Here is a 19761-nt window from a genome sequence, read left to right on the forward strand (position 1 = left end):
ATGCCTTTTACCCTTTGTTATTGATTACAGCTGGAGCCAGAACTTGTACCACCAGCACCAAAACCCACGTTGCTATCAGCGGCATGAAGACCACTTTCAAAACCGCCAGCGCCATCACCAGTAGAGCAAAGGTCAGCAACACCTTACACACTTCGCCGAGGGCGAAGGACCAGGCCACGCGGCCTTTGGCGGGTGTATGCGCCTGATGACGCCAGGCAAAAATCATAAACAACACGTTTGGCAGCACAACCGCCAAACCCCCGCACACGGCGGAGATGCCCCAGAAGGGGTCTTTGAGGCTAAACAGCAGTCCACTTGCTATCACAGCCAGAAACTGAACGAACAGAAGCTTACGAGCAACGTTTCTACTCAAGAGCGACACAGACATCACGTTTTTACTCCTGCTCCCTTCGAGGTATGCCGCGTGTCGTATAAAACGTCCTTTAAGGCTCAGAGTCAAGCATCAAAAAGCGGTCAAATTATACGGTGCGCACCCGTGATTTCAAACATTAAGTAGCGAAAAGGTGAATAAATGTTTAAATATTTTTCCCCACCGCTATTTTTTAACTTTCGCTGAAAGCGTCAACCTTCGACCAAAACTGCAAACAGCGCGAAAACGTTGTCGATAAAGCGTGCACGAGATCACAAAACACACATTTGCGATAAGGTTGTATTTATCAAAGGCGCAAATCGCGAAAATTTATCTTTATGAAATTAAACACAAAATGTCGCAACTATTTTCAAAACAGCCCAGTACACAATAAAAACCTTTTATTGACATTCTTAATAAATAATTAACTTTACGTTCTGGTTACCGCCTTCCACTTTTAGCAGACTTATATTTTCACAGATGACTATCTTCTAGGTGAATAATAGGCGCTACGTTAAACGGAAGAAAAACCTTAGTGAAGCAGAGGTTAAAAGCTCCCCGATAAAACCCCGGTAGTTGTGCTGTTTTTTAACATGATAAGAACAGCACGAATTCCACATTTTTTATTAATTTTTTAAAAATTGTTTGGCTTAATTATCACCAGATGACGTTCACCTTCGAGCTGAGGAATCTGTAATTTCTCAATAGACTCGACAGCAAAACCGTCTGGAAGCTGTTCAATCTCATCGCCTGGCAACTGCCCTTTCAGCGCATAAAAGCGGCCGTTCTCCGCAGGCAAGTGCTTACACCAGCTCACCATGTCATTGAGCGAAGCAAAGGCGCGGCTGATAACCCCGTCAAACGGCGGCTCTGCCGGGAATTCCTCTACCCTGCTCTGCACGGGCGTGATGTTCTCAAGCTTCAGCTCATGCTGTACCTGACGTAAAAAGCGCACGCGCTTGCCAAGGCTGTCCAGCAGCGTGAAATGGCTCTCAGGGCGAACAATCGACAGCGGAACGCCCGGTAAACCTGGACCCGTACCCACGTCGATGAAACGCTCACCTTTCAACCAGGGGGCAACCACGATGCTATCGAGTATATGGCGAACGAGCATCTCGTTGGGGTCGCGAACAGACGTCAGGTTGTACGCTTTGTTCCATTTGTTCAGCATATCGACATAGGCCACCAGCTGATTTTTCTGGTGATCGGTGAGCGAAATACCTGCCTGATCCAGCAGACGAGAGAGTTTGTTGAGCACGGTGAATACCTGTTTAGAGATTTTTCGCCCGGTGGCGCTGCCGCTTACCGGGCCTACGAATAAGTAGGGCGGGTAAGCGAAGCGCCACCCGCCAAAAGCAATGTCAATTACGCGCTGCGGCGCAACATACCTTGCTTTTTCAGCCAGACCAGCAGGATCGAAATCGCCGCAGGGGTAACCCCCGAGATGCGGGACGCCTGACCGATCGACACCGGTTTGTGATCGTTCAGCTTGGCGATCACTTCGTTAGAAAGACCCGTCACCTGGCGGTAGTCCAGCATTTCCGGCAGCAGCGTGTTTTCGTTGCGTTGCTGTTTTTCGATCTCATCCTGCTGACGCGCGATGTAACCTTCGTACTTCACCTGGATCTCAACCTGCTCTGCCGCTTCAGCGTCTTCCAGGCCCGGCGCGAACGCGGTCAGTTTGACCAGGTTCTCGTAGGTGACTTCAGGACGGCGCAGCAGATCTTCCCCGCTGGCCTCGCGCGACAGCGGCGCTGTTAAGTGAGCGTTTACTTCGGCAGCAGTTTCCGCCTGCGGATTCACCCAGGTGGTTTTCAGGCGCTGACGTTCCTGTTCAATGCGTTCCAGCTTCTCGTTGAAGCGCGCCCAGCGTTCGTCATCGACCAGACCGAGTTCACGGCCCATTTCGGTCAGACGCAGGTCGGCGTTATCTTCACGCAGCATCAGGCGATATTCCGCGCGAGAGGTAAACATACGGTACGGTTCTTTGGTACCCAGCGTGCAGAGATCGTCAACCAGCACGCCCAGATACGCCTGAGAACGGCCTGGTGCCCAGCCTTCTTTCTCAGCAGAGAAGCGCGCGGCGTTCAGACCGGCAAGCAGACCCTGTGCAGCCGCTTCTTCGTAGCCGGTGGTGCCGTTAATCTGACCCGCGAAGAACAGACCGTGGATGAATTTGCTTTCCAGGGTTGGCTTCAGGTCACGCGGATCGAAGAAATCGTACTCAATAGCGTAGCCGGGGCGAACGATTTTCGCATTCTCCATCCCCTGCATTGAGCGAACAATTTGCATCTGCACATCAAACGGCAGGCTGGTGGAGATGCCGTTCGGGTAAATTTCGTTCGAGGTCAGCCCTTCCGGCTCCAGGAAGATCTGGTGCTGGTTACGATCGGCAAAGCGCATCACTTTGTCTTCGATCGACGGACAGTAGCGTGGACCGATCCCTTCGATCACGCCAGCATACATGGGGCTACGATCGAGGTTATTGCGGATCACGTCATGGGTTTTCTCGTTGGTATGCGTGATGTAGCACGGTACCTGCTGCGGATGCTGTGCCGCATTGCCCATGAACGAGAAGACCGGCATTGGGTTATCACCGTGCTGTTGCGCCAGCACGCTGAAATCAATGGTGCGCGCATCAATACGCGGCGGCGTGCCTGTTTTCAGGCGGCTAACGCGCAGCGGCAGTTCGCGCAGACGACGAGACAGTGGAATAGACGGCGGATCGCCAGCACGGCCACCGCTGTAGTTATCCAGACCGATATGAATTTTACCGTCCAGGAATGTGCCCACGGTCAGCACCACGGCTTTCGCGCGGAATTTGAGGCCCATCTGGGTCACGGCACCCACGACGCGATCGTTCTCAACGATAAGATCTTCAACCGCCTGCTGGAAGATCATCAGGTTCGGCTGGTTCTCCAGGGCGGTACGCACCGCCTGACGGTAAAGTACGCGGTCTGCCTGAGCACGGGTCGCACGGACAGCGGGGCCTTTACTCGCGTTTAGTATCCTAAACTGGATGCCAGCCCGATCGATCGCTTTCGCCATCAGGCCGCCAAGTGCATCCACTTCTTTTACCAGGTGTCCTTTCCCAATGCCGCCAATCGCCGGATTACAGGACATTTGTCCCAGCGTGTCGATATTGTGTGTCAAAAGCAGGGTCTGCTGACCCATTCGCGCTGCGGCCATTGCGGCCTCAGTGCCTGCGTGACCCCCGCCAATGATGATGACGTCAAAAGGATCCTGATAAAACATGGTGGTCTGCCTCGCGTAAAGCGGTATGAAAATGGATTGAAGCCCGGGCCGTGGATTCTACTCAACTTTAGTCTTTCGAGAAAGCATTGGGATCCTGGGCTATTAAAAAGAAGATCTTTTTATTTAGAGATCTGTTCTATTGTGATCTCTTATTAGGATCGCGAACCTGTGTGGATAAGTCCGATCTCATAAAGAAGATCATGCAGTTAGAAAGGATCGTTTGCTGTGAATGATCGGTGATCCTGGACCGTATAAGCTGGGATCAGATCGCGACTTTATGCACAGGCCAAAAACAACGCTACGGTTGTTCTTTGGATAACTACGGGTTAATACGAGCTTTTAACCAGAGTTATCCACATCTGTTCGCGCGATCTTTAATCGTTTTTGAGTAAATTTTTCCATTCCGCGAGCCAGATCTCGGCTGGATCCTCCGGAATGTCATGATCGAGGATGTTGATCTTGAGCGTTTCACCCAGCTGTTTTGCTCCGCAGGAGGTGACAGCGGCTTCGACTTTCTCTATTGCCCCGCAAAAGGTGTCATATTCGCGACTGCCGATCCCCACTGCGCCAAAACGGACGTTTGACAGGTCGGGCTGCTGTTCCAGCAGTTCGTCATATAAAGGTTGCAGGTTATCCGGCAGATCGCCCGCGCCGTGCGTGGAGGTGATCAGCAGCCAGACCCCGTCAGTCGGGAGATCTTCCAGCAACGGGCCGTGCAGGGTTTCCGTGGAAAAGCCCGCATCTTCCAGCTTTTCAGCCAGATGTTCCGCTACGTATTCCGCACCACCAAGGGTGCTGCCGCTGATAAGGGTAATGTCCGCCATTGATCGCTCGCCTGGATAAAGAGAAGGCCATTGTACGCTGTGAGCGAGCTGGGATCTACCTGTGGAAAATGTGGGAATGAATTTGCCCGATCACGGACGGATGGTACGCATGATCGGGTTTTGCAGGGAGATCAGGGTCTCGGTGGACTGAATTTCATCGATTGTTTGGATCTTGTTGATAAGTACCTGCTGAAGGGCGTCGATGGATCGGCACATGACTTTAATAAAGATGCTGTAGTGCCCGGTGGTGTAATACGCCTCGGTGACTTCATCCAGCGCGTTTAGCCTCGCCAGGGCGGAAGGATAGTCTTTGGCGCTTTTAAGAATGATGCCGATGAAGCAGCAGACGTCATAACCCAGATGTTTAGGACTGACGTCAATGCGTGCGCCGGTAATGATCCCCGCCTGCTTCATCTTCTCTACGCGAACGTGAATGGTTCCCGGGCTGACGCCAAACTGTTTCGCCAGTTCGGCGTAGGCGGTACGGGCATTGGCCATTAACGCCTCCAGAATGCCGCGGTCGAGATTGTCGATCTGATAATTTTCCATAGCTTTTTCTTATGAAGATTAATGAATCACTCTATTCTAGCGTTTAATTTTATCGAATCAAAAGTGAAGGTGGCTTTTTGTTGATGAGTTATTGAATGTGATGCCATTTCTGTTGCTTAATCAATATCAACAGGACGCAGGAGTATAAATAATGAAAACCGCTTACATCGCAAAACAACGCCAGATCAGTTTCGTTAAATCCCATTTTTCCCGCCAGCTGGAAGATAAACTTGGGCTAATTGAAGTCCAGGCGCCGATTCTAAGCCGCGTGGGTGACGGGACCCAGGATAACTTGTCTGGATGCGAAAAAGCGGTACAGGTGAAAGTGAAAACACTGCCAGACGCCCAGTTCGAAGTGGTTCATTCACTGGCGAAGTGGAAGCGTCAAACCCTGGGGCAACACGACTTCAGCGCGGGCGAAGGGCTCTACACGCACATGAAAGCCCTTCGCCCCGATGAAGACCGCCTCACCCCAATTCACTCTGTCTATGTTGACCAGTGGGACTGGGAGCGCGTAATGGGTGACGGCGAGCGCCACGTCGGCACGCTGAAATCCACCGTTGAGGCGATCTACGCCGGGATCAAAGCGACCGAAGCGGCCGTGAGCAAAGAGTTTGGTCTGGTACCGTTCCTGCCGGATACGATCCACTTTGTGCACAGCCAGGAATTGCTGGCCCGCTTCCCGGATCTGGATGCCAAAGGCCGTGAACGTGCGATTGCTAAAGAGCTGGGCGCGGTATTTCTGATTGGGATCGGCGGCAAACTGTCTGATGGCAAACGCCACGACGTTCGCGCGCCGGATTATGATGACTGGAGCACTGCGGGTGAGGGCGAGTTTGCCGGGCTGAACGGCGATATTCTGGTCTGGAACCCGGTACTGGAAGACGCATTCGAGCTTTCTTCTATGGGGATCCGCGTGGATGCTGACGCGCTGAAGCGCCAGCTGGCGGTCACCGGTGATGAAGATCGTCTCAAACTCGAGTGGCACCAGGCGCTGCTGCGCGGTGAAATGCCGCAGACGATTGGCGGCGGTATCGGCCAGTCCCGTCTGACCATGCTGCTGCTGCAATTACCCCATATCGGTCAGGTTCAGTGTGGCGTATGGCCGCAGCAGGTACGTGAAAGCGTCGGCTCTCTTCTGTAATTAACGCTGCCAGCGTCTGAGCAGGCGGCTACGCAGCCCGGTATCAAAGCGCCAGATATGATCGAAGATGCGCATGATGCCGGGTTTTCCATGGGCGGACATTGCCACCGCATGAAAACGGTGCTGATGCACCCGCTGTAACTCCTTCACCTTATTCACCACGTCATCCGGCAGCCGCTGGGCAATAAAATCGGAAATCACCACCGCGTCGGCGTCGTACCAGTCGCCGCCCTGCATACGCTCCACAATGCTGCGAAAGCAGCTGGCCAGATCCGTGCCGCCGCGAAAACGCTGGCTCAGGAAGCGGATTGCCTGCTCGATCCCCTGCTGGTTCGTCAGCTCATACCCTACGACTTCACTGGAGAACAGCATGATGAAGCAACGACGGCGATCGGCGAGCGCCACGCGCATCAGCGCCAGACAAAAGGCTTTTGCACACTGCTCGTTAAACCCGCCCATCGATCCGGACGTATCCACGCAAACGATGAAGGGCCCGCGCGGCTGTTCATCAAAATCCTGATGAACGACCGGCCGCTGGCTGATTTTCTCTCGCCAGGCTTCGCCGTGCAGCCGGTAGGTGAGAAGCTGTTTTTCCACCAGCCGACGGTAAAACTCATACTCCAGCTCGGTCATCCCCAGCGTGCTCAGCTCCGTGGGCAGCAGACGCAAAATATCATCGCTCTGCTGGAGCCCGTCGACCTGCTCCGGTACGGTGGCCGGTTCACGCACCAGGGTGCGGAAGGTTTCCATCGGGGCGTCTTTCTTTGGAACCGACTTTGCCTCTCTTGAGCGTCCCAGCTGTTCTGCAAGCTTCATCAGCTCGGGCTGCTGCGTCAGAAAATCGCCGTACTTGACGATCAGCTGATAGTCCCCGCGCCTGAGCTGGCCTGCGCTCATATCCCAGAGACGCCCAGCGGCGTTTTCATTCTCCACCAGCACCTGTTCTAACTGGCCGCTCAGGGTCATTCGTTCCTGAACTTCACTAAGCAGCTGTTCGCGCTCTTCATCCAGCAGCTGCTGGTTTAGCGTCGTGGCCTGCACCACCAGGCTGAGGCGCCAGCGCTGTAAGAAGAGGGTGTGCAGCGCCGGGGTAAAAGTGGCGTTATCCGTGACCAGCGCCCGCGCCTGGCTGGCAAACGGGGAGTGGACCTTGTCGAGCAACGTCAAGGTTTGCGGAAGATGGACGATAAACTGCGGCGTGGAGAGCCGCTGGCACTGCTGATAGCAGGCCACCTCTTCCGTTAACTCAGGCGGAACTTCGGTCTCCCTGAACCGCTGACGCAAATTTTCGCGCCAGCGCGGAAGATCGTCCGTCATCGCCTTTTTGAGCTTCGGAAATTTTTCAAAGAAGGCTGCCAGCTGCGGTGACGCCAGAAGTGTTATGACCACCTCTTCGATCAACCCCTCCTCGCTGACGGCCAGCATAACGTTAAGCGTATCCAGGGTTAGCATTGACGCGCCTGTTTGATCTGCGCGCTGACGTCCTGCAGGCTGGCTTCGATGCGGCCTAACCAGTCGCTATGAATAAAGAGGCACTTTTGCTGCTCGCTAAAGCGGGTATGCTGCTGGTGCCATTCCGTATCCAGCGCTTCCAGCTGCTGCTTAATCTCTTCCGGTACGCTGTCCGAGGCGGTGCCCGGCAGCGCCAGACGCGAGCCCTGCAGGCTGACGTCGCGGATCACCAGATGCTGGCTGCTGTCCACTTCCATATTCAGCGGCTGCGCGAAGCCGATGCCGTTGAGCTTGCCGCGGATCTCTCCCCCCTTATCCAGCCACTGCGCCAGCGCCTCGCGCTCAATCGTAATGTGTACCACCTGCATATCATGCAGTTTGAGCGGCTGCTGGAGCAGCAGCGTGAGCGTTGCGCCGGTCAGATCGGCAGGAAGCTCATAGTGCGGCTTGCGGGCAAACATGCCTCCAAGGCGATTCACTTTCAGCGCGGTTTTATCACTTTGCTGCTGCTGGAGCTGGATGCGCCGCTGGGCAATCGCCCCCAGCTGGTTGAGCATCGCCTGCTGCCCCCAGGCGTGTCCGGTCATCAAAACGTCAAGCTGCTGCTGCATCAGATTCATGCCTTCCGCGTCGTGCCAGAGGCAATCTTTCAGCAGGATCAGATCGATGGGGGCAACGGCATCGCGGCCGCTAAACAGGGCGCTGGCCTGCAGGAGGCGGATCGCTTTTTTCCAGCGACGATCGGAGACATAGGGTGCCGAAGGGAGGAGATCTAGCTGCTGACGCAGCAGATAGATCAGCTCGAATACGGCATCAGGCAGTTTGATTTTGCTGATATCCTGCTGCCACTGGTAATACTCCTCATCCGTCACCTGCAGCGAAGCGGATACCGGGTTTTCACTCTCATCCTGCTGGCTCACCAGCATGGAGCGGAAGTTTGATTTGTCCTGCACTTTGTCCAGCCACAGGCGGATGAGCATACGGTCATACAGCGCTTCCAGACTGCTGTCGGCCTCGGGCAGTTCGTTAGAGGCGGCCACCAGCAGGCGCATCGGGATTTTCTCTTCACTGGCGCCGTTGCGGAACCGACGTTCGTTTATCGCCGTGAGCAGGGTGTTAAGAATGGCCGGTCCCGCTTTCCAGATCTCATCGAGAAAGACAATCTCAGCCTCAGGCAGATACCCCGCCGTCAAACGCTCATAGCGCCCTTCATCTTTCAGCGCCTGAATAGAGAGGGGGCCAAACACTTCTTCAGGGGTGGAAAAGCGGGTCATGAGATATTCGAAGGCGCGGGCATTCTGAAAAGCAAATTTTAGCCTGCGGGCAATCAGGCTTTTGGCAATGCCCGGCGGTCCCAGCAAAAACACGCTTTCACCGCTCAGCGCCGCCAGTAAACAGAGGCGAATGGCGTGGCTACGCTCGAAAAGGCCTTTCTCCAGCGCGCTGCTGAGGCGGGAAATTCTTTCTGCTAATAAATGTGAGTGAGCCATAATAGTTTTGCATCCTTTCGCCGTCGTGGCGGCCAATTGAAGCGAGTATAGACGTTTCAGTCAGGGCTGGTAATAGACTGAAGTGCGGCGCAATTTTCTTTGCGCTACATTAATGCGGTTGCATTTAGGGGTACGATTTTGCAATGAATCGTGCATACTGTGCGCTTTTTGTGGGCCAAGGGACCAGGAACACATTTGTTATTTAAACGAAAAGACTAGTCTATGAGCACTGATAATAAGCAATCATTACCCGCAATAACGCTTGCGGCGATCGGGGTTGTCTACGGTGATATTGGCACCAGCCCGCTTTATACGCTTCGTGAATGTCTGTCCGGCCAGTTTGGCTTTGGTGTTGAACGCGATGCCGTGTTTGGCTTCCTGTCCCTCATTTTCTGGCTGCTGATCCTGGTGGTTTCCGTTAAGTATCTCTCCTTCGTTATGCGTGCTGATAACGCAGGTGAAGGCGGGATCCTGACCCTGATGTCTCTTGCCGGGCGCAATACCTCGGCCAGAATGACCTCAGTGCTGGTCATTATCGGCCTGATTGGGGGCAGTTTCTTCTACGGAGAGGTGGTTATCACGCCCGCTATTTCGGTGCTGTCGGCGATAGAGGGGCTGGAGATTATCGCTCCACAACTTGATTCATGGGTGGTTCCGCTGGCCATTATTGTCCTGACGCTGCTGTTCATGATCCAGAAGCACGGTACCGGGCTGGTGGGCAAACTGTTTGCACCGATTATGCTGGCCTGGTTCCTGATCCTGGCGGCGCTTGGTTTGCGCAGCATTATCGCGAACCCGGAAGTGCTGCAGGCGCTGAATCCCTACTGGGCCGTGCATTTCTTCCTCGAATACAAAGTGGTTTCCTTTGTGGCGCTGGGTGCCGTGGTGCTCTCCATCACCGGTGTGGAAGCGCTGTATGCTGATATGGGTCACTTCGGGAAACTGCCTATCCGCGTGGCATGGTTTATTGTGGTGCTCCCGTCGCTGGTGCTGAACTACTTCGGTCAGGGGGCGCTGCTGCTTAAAAACCCGGAAGCGATCAAGAACCCGTTCTTCCTGCTGGCGCCTGACTGGGCGCTGGTACCGATGCTGATCCTGGCGACGCTGGCGACCGTCATTGCCTCTCAGGCGGTGATCTCCGGCGTGTTTTCTCTGACGCGCCAGGCCGTGCGTCTGGGGTATCTCTCACCGATGCGCATCATCCATACCTCAGAGATGGAGTCGGGTCAGATCTACATCCCGTTCATTAACTGGCTGCTCTATTTCGCTGTGGTCATTGTTATCGTCAGCTTCGAGCACTCCAGTAACCTGGCGGCGGCGTACGGTATTGCGGTAACCGGTACGATGGTGCTGACGTCGCTTCTCTCCACCACGGTGGCGTACCGAAACTGGCACTGGAATAAATTCCTCGTGGCGATGATTCTGGTGGGCTTCCTGTGCATCGACGTGCCGCTGTTCTCTGCGAACCTCGACAAGATTGTCTCCGGAGGCTGGCTGCCGCTGACGCTGGGTCTGGTGATGTTTATTGTCATGACCACCTGGAAAAGCGAGCGTTTCCGCCTGCTGCGCCGCATGCACGAGCACGGGAATTCTCTGGAGGCGATGATCGCTTCTCTGGAGAAATCTCCGCCGGTCCGCGTGCCGGGTACCGCGGTATACATGTCTCGCGCGCTGAATGTTATTCCGTTCGCGCTGATGCATAACCTCAAGCACAACAAAGTGCTGCACGAGCGCGTGATCCTGCTGACGCTGCGCACCGAAGATGCGCCGTATGTTCATAACGTCCGCCGCGTGCAGATTGAGCAGCTGTCGCCGACTTTCTGGCGCGTAGTGGCAAGCTACGGCTGGCGTGAAACGCCAAACGTGGAAGAGGTGTTCCACCGCTGCGGCCTGGAAGGGCTGAGCTGTCGGATGATGGAAACATCGTTCTTTATGTCGCACGAGTCGCTGATTATCGGCAAGCGCCCGTGGTATCTGCGCCTGCGCGGCAAGCTATACCTCATCCTGCAGCGTAATGCCCTGCGTGCGCCTGACCAGTTTGAGATCCCGCCTAACCGCGTGATTGAGCTGGGAACGCAGGTCGAGATTTAAGTCTTTGTGCGGCCTGATGCCCTCACCCCGCCCCTCTCCCACAGGGAGAGGGCGCAAACATAAAAAACGGTAACCAGGGGGTTACCGTTTTGCATTTACCTCCACGCCATTTCACTTAGCGAAACGTTTCGACGTCGATCACAAATCTGTTACGTCATGATGGTTTTCTGAACATTTCTGGGGCTACACTACTTTTAGCGAAACGTTTCGCTAGTGGAGCAAGAAAATGAAGAAAGGCACTGTACTCAACTCAGAAATCTCATCGGTTATTTCCCGTCTTGGGCATACCGATACGCTGGTGGTTTGCGATGCAGGCTTACCGGTTCCGCGCAGCACAACCCGTATCGATATGGCGTTAACGCAGGGCGTACCTTCGTTTATGCAGGTACTGGACGTGGTGACCGCGGAGATGCAGGTTGAGGCGGTCATTCTCGCGGCGGAAATCAAACAACATAATCCGCAACTCCACGAAACGTTGCTCAGCCACCTTGAGCAGCTGCAACAACACCAGGGAAATACCATAGAAATTCGTTACACAACGCACGAACAATTCAAACAACAAACCGCAGACAGTCAGGCGGTGATTCGCAGCGGGGAGTGTTCCCCGTATGCGAATATCATTCTCTGTGCTGGCGTCACCTTCTGAGGCCATCATGGACGCATTACTGCAACTTAAAGGGATCGATAAGTCGTTCCCGGGCGTAAAAGCCCTCTCCGGCGCGGCGCTGAACGTCTACCCCGGGCGCGTCATGGCGCTGGTGGGCGAAAACGGCGCCGGCAAATCCACCATGATGAAAGTGCTGACCGGTATCTACCAACGCGATGCCGGTTCACTCCTTTGGTTGGGTAAAGAGACCACCTTCACTGGCCCGAAATCCTCTCAGGAAGCGGGCATCGGTATTATTCACCAGGAGCTGAACCTCATCCCGCAGCTCACCATTGCGGAAAACATCTTCCTCGGCCGCGAGTTTGTGAACCGCTTCGGTAAGATCGACTGGAAAACCATGTATGCCGAAGCGGACAAGCTGCTGGCGAAGCTGAACCTGCGCTTTAAGAGCGACCGCCTGGTGGGCGATCTCTCCATCGGCGATCAGCAGATGGTGGAAATCGCGAAGGTGCTGAGCTTCGAGTCGAAGGTCATCATTATGGATGAACCGACCGACGCCCTGACCGATACCGAAACCGAATCCCTGTTCCGCGTTATCCGCGAGCTGAAATCGCAGGGGCGCGGGATTGTCTATATCTCTCACCGTATGAAAGAGATCTTCGAAATCTGCGATGACGTCACCGTTTTCCGCGACGGGCAGTTTATTGCCGAGCGCGAAGTGGCGACGCTGACTGAAGATACGCTCATCGAAATGATGGTGGGACGTAAGCTCGAAGATCAGTACCCGCATCTGGATAAAGCGCCGGGTGAGATCCGCCTGAAGGTGGACAACCTCTGCGGTCCGGGTGTGAACGACGTGACCTTCACCCTGCGCCAGGGCGAGATCCTGGGCGTAGCGGGCCTGATGGGGGCGGGACGTACCGAGCTGATGAAAGTGTTGTACGGCGCACTGCCGCGTACCAGCGGTTATGTCACCCTCGACGGCCATGAAGTGGTCACCCGCTCTCCGCAGGATGGTCTGGCGAACGGCATCGTCTATATCTCCGAAGACCGCAAACGCGACGGCCTGGTGCTGGGGATGTCAGTAAAAGAGAACATGTCCCTGACCGCGCTGCGCTATTTCAGCCACAGCGGTGGCAGCCTGAAGCATAAAGACGAGCAGCAGGCGGTGAGCGATTTTATCCGCCTCTTTAACGTCAAAACCCCGTCGATGGAGCAGGCGATTGGCCTGTTGTCCGGCGGGAATCAGCAGAAAGTGGCGATTGCGCGCGGGCTGATGACGCGTCCGAAAGTGTTGATCCTCGACGAGCCAACCCGCGGCGTAGACGTGGGGGCGAAGAAAGAGATCTATCAGCTGATTAACCAGTTTAAGGCCGACGGTCTGAGCATCATTCTGGTCTCTTCCGAGATGCCAGAAGTATTAGGCATGAGCGATCGCATTATCGTCATGCATGAAGGGCATCTCGGCGGTGAATTCACTCGCGAGCAGGCCACCCAGGAAGTTCTGATGGCTGCCGCTGTGGGCAAGCTTAATCGCGTGAATCAGGAGTAAGAAGATGACTACCCAGGCTGTTTCTGGTCGCCGCTATTTCACAAAGGCGTGGCTGATGGAGCAAAAATCGCTAATTGCCCTGCTGGTGCTGATCGCGATTGTGTCGACCATGAGCCCGAATTTCTTCACCGTTAATAACCTGTTCAATATTCTGCAGCAGACGTCGGTGAACGCCATTATGGCGGTCGGCATGACGCTGGTGATTCTGACCTCAGGTATCGATCTGTCCGTCGGTTCCCTGCTGGCGCTCACCGGCGCGATCGCCGCTTCGATTGTCGGCATTGAAGTCAACGCGCTGGTGGCCGTGGCCGCTGCCCTGGCGGCAGGTGCGGCGATAGGCGCCGTCACCGGCGTGATTGTGGCAAAAGGCCGCGTTCAGGCGTTCATCGCGACGCTGGTGATGATGCTGCTGCTGCGCGGGGTGACCATGGTTTATACCAACGGCAGCCCGGTCAATACCGGCTTTACCGATAACGCCGATCTGTTTGGCTGGTTCGGTATCGGTCGCCCGCTGGGTGTCCCGACCCCGGTATGGATCATGGCTATCGTCTTCCTGGCGGCGTGGTACATGCTGCATCACACTCGTCTGGGCCGTTATATCTATGCGCTGGGCGGTAACGAAGCGGCAACGCGCCTGTCCGGTATCAGCGTTAATAAAGTCAAAATTATCGTTTACTCCCTGTGCGGTCTGCTGGCGTCACTGGCAGGCATTATCGAAGTGGCGCGCCTCTCCTCCGCGCAGCCAACGGCGGGTACGGGGTATGAGCTGGACGCCATTGCGGCAGTGGTTCTGGGCGGTACGAGTCTTGCGGGCGGTAAAGGTCGCATTGTTGGGACATTGATCGGCGCACTGATCCTCGGTTTCCTGAATAATGGTTTGAATTTGTTAGGTGTTTCCTCCTATTACCAGATGATCGTTAAGGCAGTGGTGATTTTGCTGGCGGTACTGGTAGACAACAAAAAACAGTAACTGACGACACTACAGGACATCTTAGATATGAACATGAAAAAACTGGCTACCCTGGTTTCTGCTGTCGCGCTGAGCGCAACCGTAAGTGCTAACGCCATGGCGAAAGACACCATCGCGCTGGTTGTCTCTACCCTGAACAACCCGTTCTTCGTCTCTCTGAAGGATGGCGCGCAGAAAGAAGCGGACAAACTGGGCTACAACCTGGTGGTTCTGGATTCACAGAACAACCCGGCGAAAGAGCTGGCTAACGTTCAGGACTTAACCGTTCGCGGCACCAAAATTCTGCTGATCAACCCAACCGATTCTGATGCCGTAGGCAACGCCGTGAAGATGGCAAACCAGGCGAAGATCCCGGTAATCACCCTGGACCGTCAGGCAACCAAAGGCGAAGTTGTGAGCCATATTGCGTCTGATAACGTGCTGGGCGGTAAAATCGCGGGTGATTACATCGCGAAGAAAGCCGGTGAAGGCGCGAAAGTTATCGAACTGCAGGGGATTGCCGGTACGTCTGCCGCCCGCGAGCGTGGCGAAGGCTTCCAGCAGGCGGTTGCAGCGCATAAATTCAACGTACTGGCCAGTCAGCCTGCGGACTTCGACCGTACTAAAGGTCTGAACGTCATGCAGAACCTTCTGACCGCGCACCCTGACGTGCAGGCAGTATTCGCGCAGAACGACGAAATGGCGCTGGGCGCGCTGCGTGCCCTGCAGACCGCTGGTAAATCTGATGTGATGGTTGTCGGATTTGACGGCACGCCGGATGGTGAAAAAGCAGTAAACGATGGCAAACTGGCAGCGACCATTGCTCAGCTGCCTGAGCAGATTGGCGCCACTGGCGTTGAAACTGCCGACAAAGTGCTGAAGGGCGAAAAAGTTCAGGCCAAATACCCGGTTGACCTGAAGCTGGTCATCAAGCAGTAAAGGCGAATCAGGCCGTCACGGCGGCCTGAGGGACACCAATAAAGAAAAGTGTGGCATACGCCACCGGGTAACACCGGTGGCGCTCTCTGATGGACAATCCAACCATGAAAACCGCAGGTAACCTCGTCGTCCTTGGCAGTATCAATGCCGATCACATTCTTAACCTTGAATCGTTCCCGACACCGGGCGAAACCGTCACGGGTAACCAGTATCAGGTGGCATTTGGCGGTAAAGGTGCAAACCAGGCCGTTGCTGCCGGTCGCAGCGGGGCAAATATTGCGTTTATCGCCTGCACGGGTGATGACGATACCGGTGAGCGCGTACGCAAGCAGCTGGCGAGCGACAATATCGATATCGCACCGGTCAGCGTTGTTGCAGGGGAATCTACCGGCGTTGCGCTGATTTTCGTCAACGCAGAAGGTGAGAATGTCATCGGTATTCATGCTGGCGCTAACGCGGCGCTGACGACGGAACGCGTAGAAGCGCAACGTGCACTCATCGGCGGAGCGGAAGCCCTGCTGATGCAGCTGGAGTCGCCGGTTGAAAGCGTGCTGGCCGCCGCCAAAATTGCGCATGAAAATCATACCACTGTCGTACTTAATCCGGCCCCTGCCCGTGTATTATCAGACGAGCTGCTGGCGCTGGTGGACATCATCACGCCGAACGAAACCGAAGCCGAAAAGCTGACGGGCATTCGCGTTGAAAACGATGATGATGCCGCGCGAGCCGCGCGTGCGCTGCACGACAAAGGCATCGGAACGGTGATCATCACCCTGGGTAGCCGTGGGGTGTGGGCAAGCGTCAATGGCGAAGGCCGTCGCGTGCCGGGCTTTAAGGTGAAGGCGATTGATACCATTGCAGCGGGAGACACCTTCAATGGTGCACTTGTGACCGCGCTGCTGGAAGGTATGAGAATGGATGACGCTATCCGCTTCGCACACGCTGCCGCAGCGATTGCGGTGACGCGCAAGGGCGCCCAGCCTTCCGTTCCGTGGCGTAAAGAGATCGATGAATTCTTAAGTCAGCAGGGGTAACGCTTGGCCACAATGAAAGATGTCGCCCGCATGGCGGGCGTTTCTACCTCGACGGTCTCTCACGTTATAAACAACGATCGCTTCGTCAGCGAGGCGATTCGGGAGAAAGTCGAAGCGGCGGTAAAAGATCTCAACTATGCGCCGTCTGCGCTGGCGCGCAGCCTTAAGCTCAACCAGACGCGCACCATCGGTATGCTGATCACCGCGAGTACCAACCCCTTTTATTCAGAACTGGTTCGCGGCGTGGAGCGCAGCTGCTTCGAGCGTGGCTACAGCCTGGTGCTGTGCAATACCGAAGGTGACGAGCAGCGCATGAATCGTAACCTGGAAACGCTGATGCAAAAACGCGTCGACGGGCTACTGCTGCTTTGTACCGAAACGCACCAGCCGTCGAAAGAGATCATCCAGCGCTATCCTTCGATTCCCACAGTGATGATGGACTGGGCGCCGTTCGACGGTACCAGCGACCTTATTCAGGATAACTCCCTGCTGGGGGGCGATATGGCCACTCAGTATCTGATCGATAAAGGCTATACCCGCATCGCCTGTATTACCGGCCCGCTGGACAAAACCCCGGCGCGTTTGCGTCTGGAAGGGTATCTCGCCGCGATGGCGCGGGCGGGCCTTTCCGTGCCGGAAGGGTACCGTATTACCGGCGATTTTGAGTTTCACGGTGGTTTTGAAGCGATGCAGACGCTGCTGGCGCAGCCGCAGCGTCCGCAGGCTGTTTTTATCGGCAACGATGCCATGGCGTTTGGCGCCTATCAGGCGTTATATCAGGCCGGTTTGCGTGTTCCCCACGATATGGCGGTAATCGGCTACGATGATATCGAGCTGGCCAGCTATATGACGCCGCCGCTCACCACCATTCATCAGCCAAAAGATGAGCTGGGCGAGCTGGCCATCGATGTGTTGATCCACCGAATGGCTCAGCCCACGCTGCAGCAGCAACGCCTGCAGCTTACTCCTGTTCTGATGGAACGGGGTTCGGTTTAGCTTTCGCCTTATGGCGTTCTTTAATCAGGTTACGGCCATCTTTCGGTTTTAACAGCATAAAGACCAGCGCTGAAACGACGGTGAGTGCGCCCATGGTGATAAAGGTATAGTGGAACTGCTCGACGGTGTTCGCGCTGTCGAAACCTTCATAAAACCGCAGTACCGCCGCGCTCACGGCCACACCCAGACTGATGGACAACTGCTGTGTTACCGCCAGCACGCTGTTGCCGCTACTGGCGTTCTCGTCGGTCAAATCCGCAAGGGTGATGGTGTTCATTGAGGTGAACTGCGTCGACATCGCCATGCCCAGTACAAATAGCGGCAGGATCAGCATCCAGACGGGTAACGCGGCGGACTGCAGCGAGAACTGCGCAATCATCAGACCGATAAAGACCGTCACACCAACCAGCGTCTTACGATAGCCAAACCAGCGTAGCACCTGCGTCACGGTCGATTTTGCCAGAATCGAGCCCATTGCGGTGGGCGCCATCATGCAGCCGGCAATCAGGGCCGGGTAGCCGAAACCCACCTGCAGCATCAGTGGCATCAGGAACGGTACGCAGCCCGTCCCCAGACGCGAGGCAATGTTTCCCGCGATCCCGACGGAAAAGGTTCGGGTGTTGAAGAGCCCAAGAGAGATTAACGGCGTCGGGTGACGGCGCGCGTGACGTATATAAAGAAGGAACAGCAGCACGCCGGCGAGGATAACGGAGAGCGCCATCCACGTCGCGACGATCTTCTCGCCAACCAGCTCCATCCCGCTGGAGAAGAGTACCAGGCTCAGGCCAAACAGGAAAAAGCCACCCATGTCGAAGCTGCGTCTTGGCGTGGTGAAGTTCGGCATATATTTGCGGGCATACAGCAGCCCCGCAACGCCAATCGGAATATTAATCAGGAAGATCCAGTGCCAGCTTGCCCAGGTGACAAACACGCCACCGAGTACCGGGCCCAGTATCGGGCCGACCAGTCCCGGCATGGTAACGAAGTTGAGCACGGGAAGCAGTTCGCTTCGAGGGTAGGCTCGTAATAAGGCAAGGCGCGCCACGGGCATCATCATCGCGCCGCCAATGCCCTGTAATACGCGGAAGATAACCAGTTCCGTTAAGGACGAGGAGAGCGCACAGGCCAGCGAACCGAGCGTAAAGAGCGTCACGGCCAGCATGAAAACTCTACGGGTACCGAAGCGGTCAGCCAGCCAGCCGCTAACTGGAATTAACATTGCAACCGTCAGGGTGTAGCTGATGATGGCGGACTGCATCGCCAGCGGGGAGCGGTTAAGGCTTTGCGCAATAGCGGGAAGCGCGGTGTTGAGGATGGTGGCATCCAGTGCCTGCATAAAAAACGCCATGGCTGCAATCCACGGCAATCCGGCCATGCTGCGCGCTTTTTTCTTTGTCATTTATTTACCTGCTGGTGGGTTGGCGCAGCCAGTAATGCCTGGCACGCACTCAGGGCTCGCTGCCCGTCGCTTTCCTGAATGGCATCCACTATCGCCTGATGCAATTCCAGTTTTACCACGTCGTTTTGTGTAATAGAGGTAAAGTAGGTGTGATACACCGAATGAAATAATGAGGCAAACGAGGTGAGGAACGGATTGGCGCTCATCATATAGATATGTTCATGCCAGGCCATATCGACCTCAACCCAGCGTTCGCGGTTGAAGTGTTTTTTCAGGAACACCATCTCTTCCATCAACGCGTTAAGCTGCGCTTTCTGCTCTGCTGTGCCAAGCGTGGCGGCAAGCAGACATGCCTGAGGTTCAAGGCTGCTGCGCATCACCAGAAAGTGATCGACGACCTGATGAAAGTTGTCTTCCGTCATCCACCAGGAGAGCAGCTCCTGATCGAGAAAATTCCAGTTACTCTGTGGCATCACGCGTGTGCCAATACGAGGACGTGGAAGCACCATACCTTTTGCCGTCAGGGTTTTCACCGCTTCGCGCACTGCGGTACGGCTCACCCCAAACTGCTCACCCAGCTCCATTTCACCCGGCAGGATGCTGCCCGGGGCATATTTACCCGCTAAAATCCGCTGAGCCAGCTTTTCTGCCAGCACATACGACAGGTTTTTTTGGGCGGCCAGCTGTTGTGCGCTTAATGGCATCGCTTTTATTCCTTAAAGATTCATGCTGATAATTATGCCACCTCGAATGTGATTGTGGTTGCAGATACATCAAATAGAACAATTTGTAGCTTGATTTCACCTCTGTTGGTGAAAAAAAACGCGGATGGAAACTTTTTTTAAATTTCCTCTTGTCACCTCGGAATAACTCCCTATAATGCGCCTCCACTGACACGGAACAACGGCACACACGCCGCCAGGTCAGCAGAGAAAAGCGAAAATAAACGCTTGACTCTGAAGCGGGAAAGCGTAATATGCACACCCCGCGCCGCAGCGAAAACGAAGCGGCACTGCTCTTTAACAATTTATCAGACAATCTGTGTGGGCACTCAAAGTGACATGGATTCTTAATGTCTTCGGACAATAAATGAATACCAAGTCTCTGAGT

17 protein-coding genes are annotated in these 19761 nt (G+C 55.1%); 8 read left to right on the forward strand and 9 right to left on the reverse strand.

All coding sequences use genetic code 11. From position 1 onward, the window contains the following. Positions 1 to 7: 7 nt before the first annotated feature. The 5 genes from atpI to asnC form a co-directional block, all read right to left on the reverse strand. A complete protein-coding gene (gene atpI / locus AC0TNG_RS01120) occupies positions 8 to 388 on the reverse strand; it encodes a F0F1 ATP synthase subunit I (RefSeq protein ID WP_023333920.1) in 381 nt (126 codons plus the stop codon). A gap of 616 nt (positions 389 to 1004) precedes the next feature. Beyond that, on the reverse strand, positions 1005 to 1628 hold the full coding sequence (gene rsmG / locus AC0TNG_RS01125) for a 16S rRNA (guanine(527)-N(7))-methyltransferase RsmG (protein ID WP_024907888.1): 624 nt from the start codon (positions 1626 to 1628) through the stop codon (positions 1005 to 1007). A 107-nt stretch (positions 1629 to 1735) separates the two neighbouring features. Beyond that, on the reverse strand, positions 1736 to 3625 hold the full coding sequence (gene mnmG, locus AC0TNG_RS01130; RefSeq protein WP_024907889.1) for a tRNA uridine-5-carboxymethylaminomethyl(34) synthesis enzyme MnmG: 1890 nt from the start codon (positions 3623 to 3625) through the stop codon (positions 1736 to 1738). Between the two features lie 374 nt (positions 3626 to 3999). After that, on the reverse strand, positions 4000 to 4449 hold the full coding sequence (mioC, locus tag AC0TNG_RS01135; RefSeq protein ID WP_023309786.1) for an FMN-binding protein MioC: 450 nt from the start codon (positions 4447 to 4449) through the stop codon (positions 4000 to 4002). Between the two features lie 90 nt (positions 4450 to 4539). Next, on the reverse strand, positions 4540 to 4998 hold the full coding sequence (gene asnC, locus AC0TNG_RS01140; RefSeq protein WP_024907891.1) for a transcriptional regulator AsnC: 459 nt from the start codon (positions 4996 to 4998) through the stop codon (positions 4540 to 4542). 151 nt (positions 4999 to 5149) lie between these two features. Between asnC and asnA the strand changes: the two genes are divergently transcribed. Beyond that, the gene (gene asnA / locus AC0TNG_RS01145; RefSeq protein ID WP_024907892.1) at positions 5150 to 6142 is read left to right on the forward strand and encodes an aspartate--ammonia ligase; all 993 of its coding nucleotides are present in this window, start codon (positions 5150 to 5152) and stop codon (positions 6140 to 6142) included. Here the strand turns inward: asnA and viaA are convergent, their stop codons facing one another. Continuing rightward, entirely contained in the window at positions 6143 to 7594 is a 1452-nt protein-coding gene (gene viaA / locus AC0TNG_RS01150; RefSeq protein WP_024907893.1) for an ATPase RavA stimulator ViaA, read from the reverse strand. Then, positions 7588 to 9084 carry an ATPase RavA gene (gene ravA, locus AC0TNG_RS01155; protein WP_061716269.1) on the reverse strand — a complete coding sequence of 499 codons (1497 nt, stop codon included), beginning with the start codon at positions 9082 to 9084 and terminating at the stop codon, positions 7588 to 7590. Before ravA ends, viaA begins: the two co-directional genes overlap by 7 nt. A gap of 222 nt (positions 9085 to 9306) precedes the next feature. On the opposite strand from ravA, the gene kup reads away from it, so the two are divergent. From kup to rbsR, 7 genes are all read left to right on the forward strand, one after another. Continuing rightward, the gene (gene kup, locus AC0TNG_RS01160) at positions 9307 to 11175 is read left to right on the forward strand and encodes a low affinity potassium transporter Kup (RefSeq protein ID WP_024907895.1); all 1869 of its coding nucleotides are present in this window, start codon (positions 9307 to 9309) and stop codon (positions 11173 to 11175) included. Between the two features lie 226 nt (positions 11176 to 11401). Beyond that, positions 11402 to 11821, forward strand: a complete 420-nt coding sequence (gene rbsD, locus AC0TNG_RS01165; RefSeq protein WP_024907896.1) for a D-ribose pyranase — start codon at positions 11402 to 11404, stop codon at positions 11819 to 11821. A gap of 7 nt (positions 11822 to 11828) precedes the next feature. After that, positions 11829 to 13334, forward strand: a complete 1506-nt coding sequence (gene rbsA / locus AC0TNG_RS01170; protein WP_021242658.1) for a ribose ABC transporter ATP-binding protein RbsA — start codon at positions 11829 to 11831, stop codon at positions 13332 to 13334. A 4-nt stretch (positions 13335 to 13338) separates the two neighbouring features. Next, positions 13339 to 14304 carry a ribose ABC transporter permease gene (gene rbsC / locus AC0TNG_RS01175; RefSeq protein ID WP_006808742.1) on the forward strand — a complete coding sequence of 322 codons (966 nt, stop codon included), beginning with the start codon at positions 13339 to 13341 and terminating at the stop codon, positions 14302 to 14304. Between the two features lie 27 nt (positions 14305 to 14331). Next, complete coding sequence (gene rbsB, locus AC0TNG_RS01180; RefSeq protein WP_010426610.1) at positions 14332 to 15222, forward strand: ribose ABC transporter substrate-binding protein RbsB; 891 nt, start codon at positions 14332 to 14334, stop codon at positions 15220 to 15222. A gap of 104 nt (positions 15223 to 15326) precedes the next feature. Then, positions 15327 to 16256 (forward strand): ribokinase, encoded by a 930-nt coding sequence (gene rbsK / locus AC0TNG_RS01185; RefSeq protein ID WP_024907898.1) that lies wholly within the window; start codon positions 15327 to 15329, stop codon positions 16254 to 16256. Positions 16257 to 16259: 3 nt separating this feature from the next. Continuing rightward, entirely contained in the window at positions 16260 to 17252 is a 993-nt protein-coding gene (gene rbsR / locus AC0TNG_RS01190; protein WP_075201549.1) for a ribose operon transcriptional repressor RbsR, read from the forward strand. On the opposite strand, the gene mdtD is transcribed toward rbsR, so the two are convergent. Both mdtD and AC0TNG_RS01200 read right to left on the reverse strand, forming a co-directional pair. Further along, positions 17218 to 18651, reverse strand: a complete 1434-nt coding sequence (mdtD, locus tag AC0TNG_RS01195) for a multidrug transporter subunit MdtD (protein ID WP_032648599.1) — start codon at positions 18649 to 18651, stop codon at positions 17218 to 17220. The genes rbsR and mdtD overlap by 35 nt on opposite strands. Further along, positions 18648 to 19355, reverse strand: coding sequence for a FadR/GntR family transcriptional regulator (locus AC0TNG_RS01200; RefSeq protein ID WP_024907901.1), 708 nt, complete (start codon positions 19353 to 19355; stop codon positions 18648 to 18650). The genes mdtD and AC0TNG_RS01200 overlap by 4 nt, the downstream gene beginning before the upstream one ends. Positions 19356 to 19761: the final 406 nt, after the last annotated feature.

It is taken from the genome of Enterobacter sp. PL_is514, from assembly GCF_055816715.1.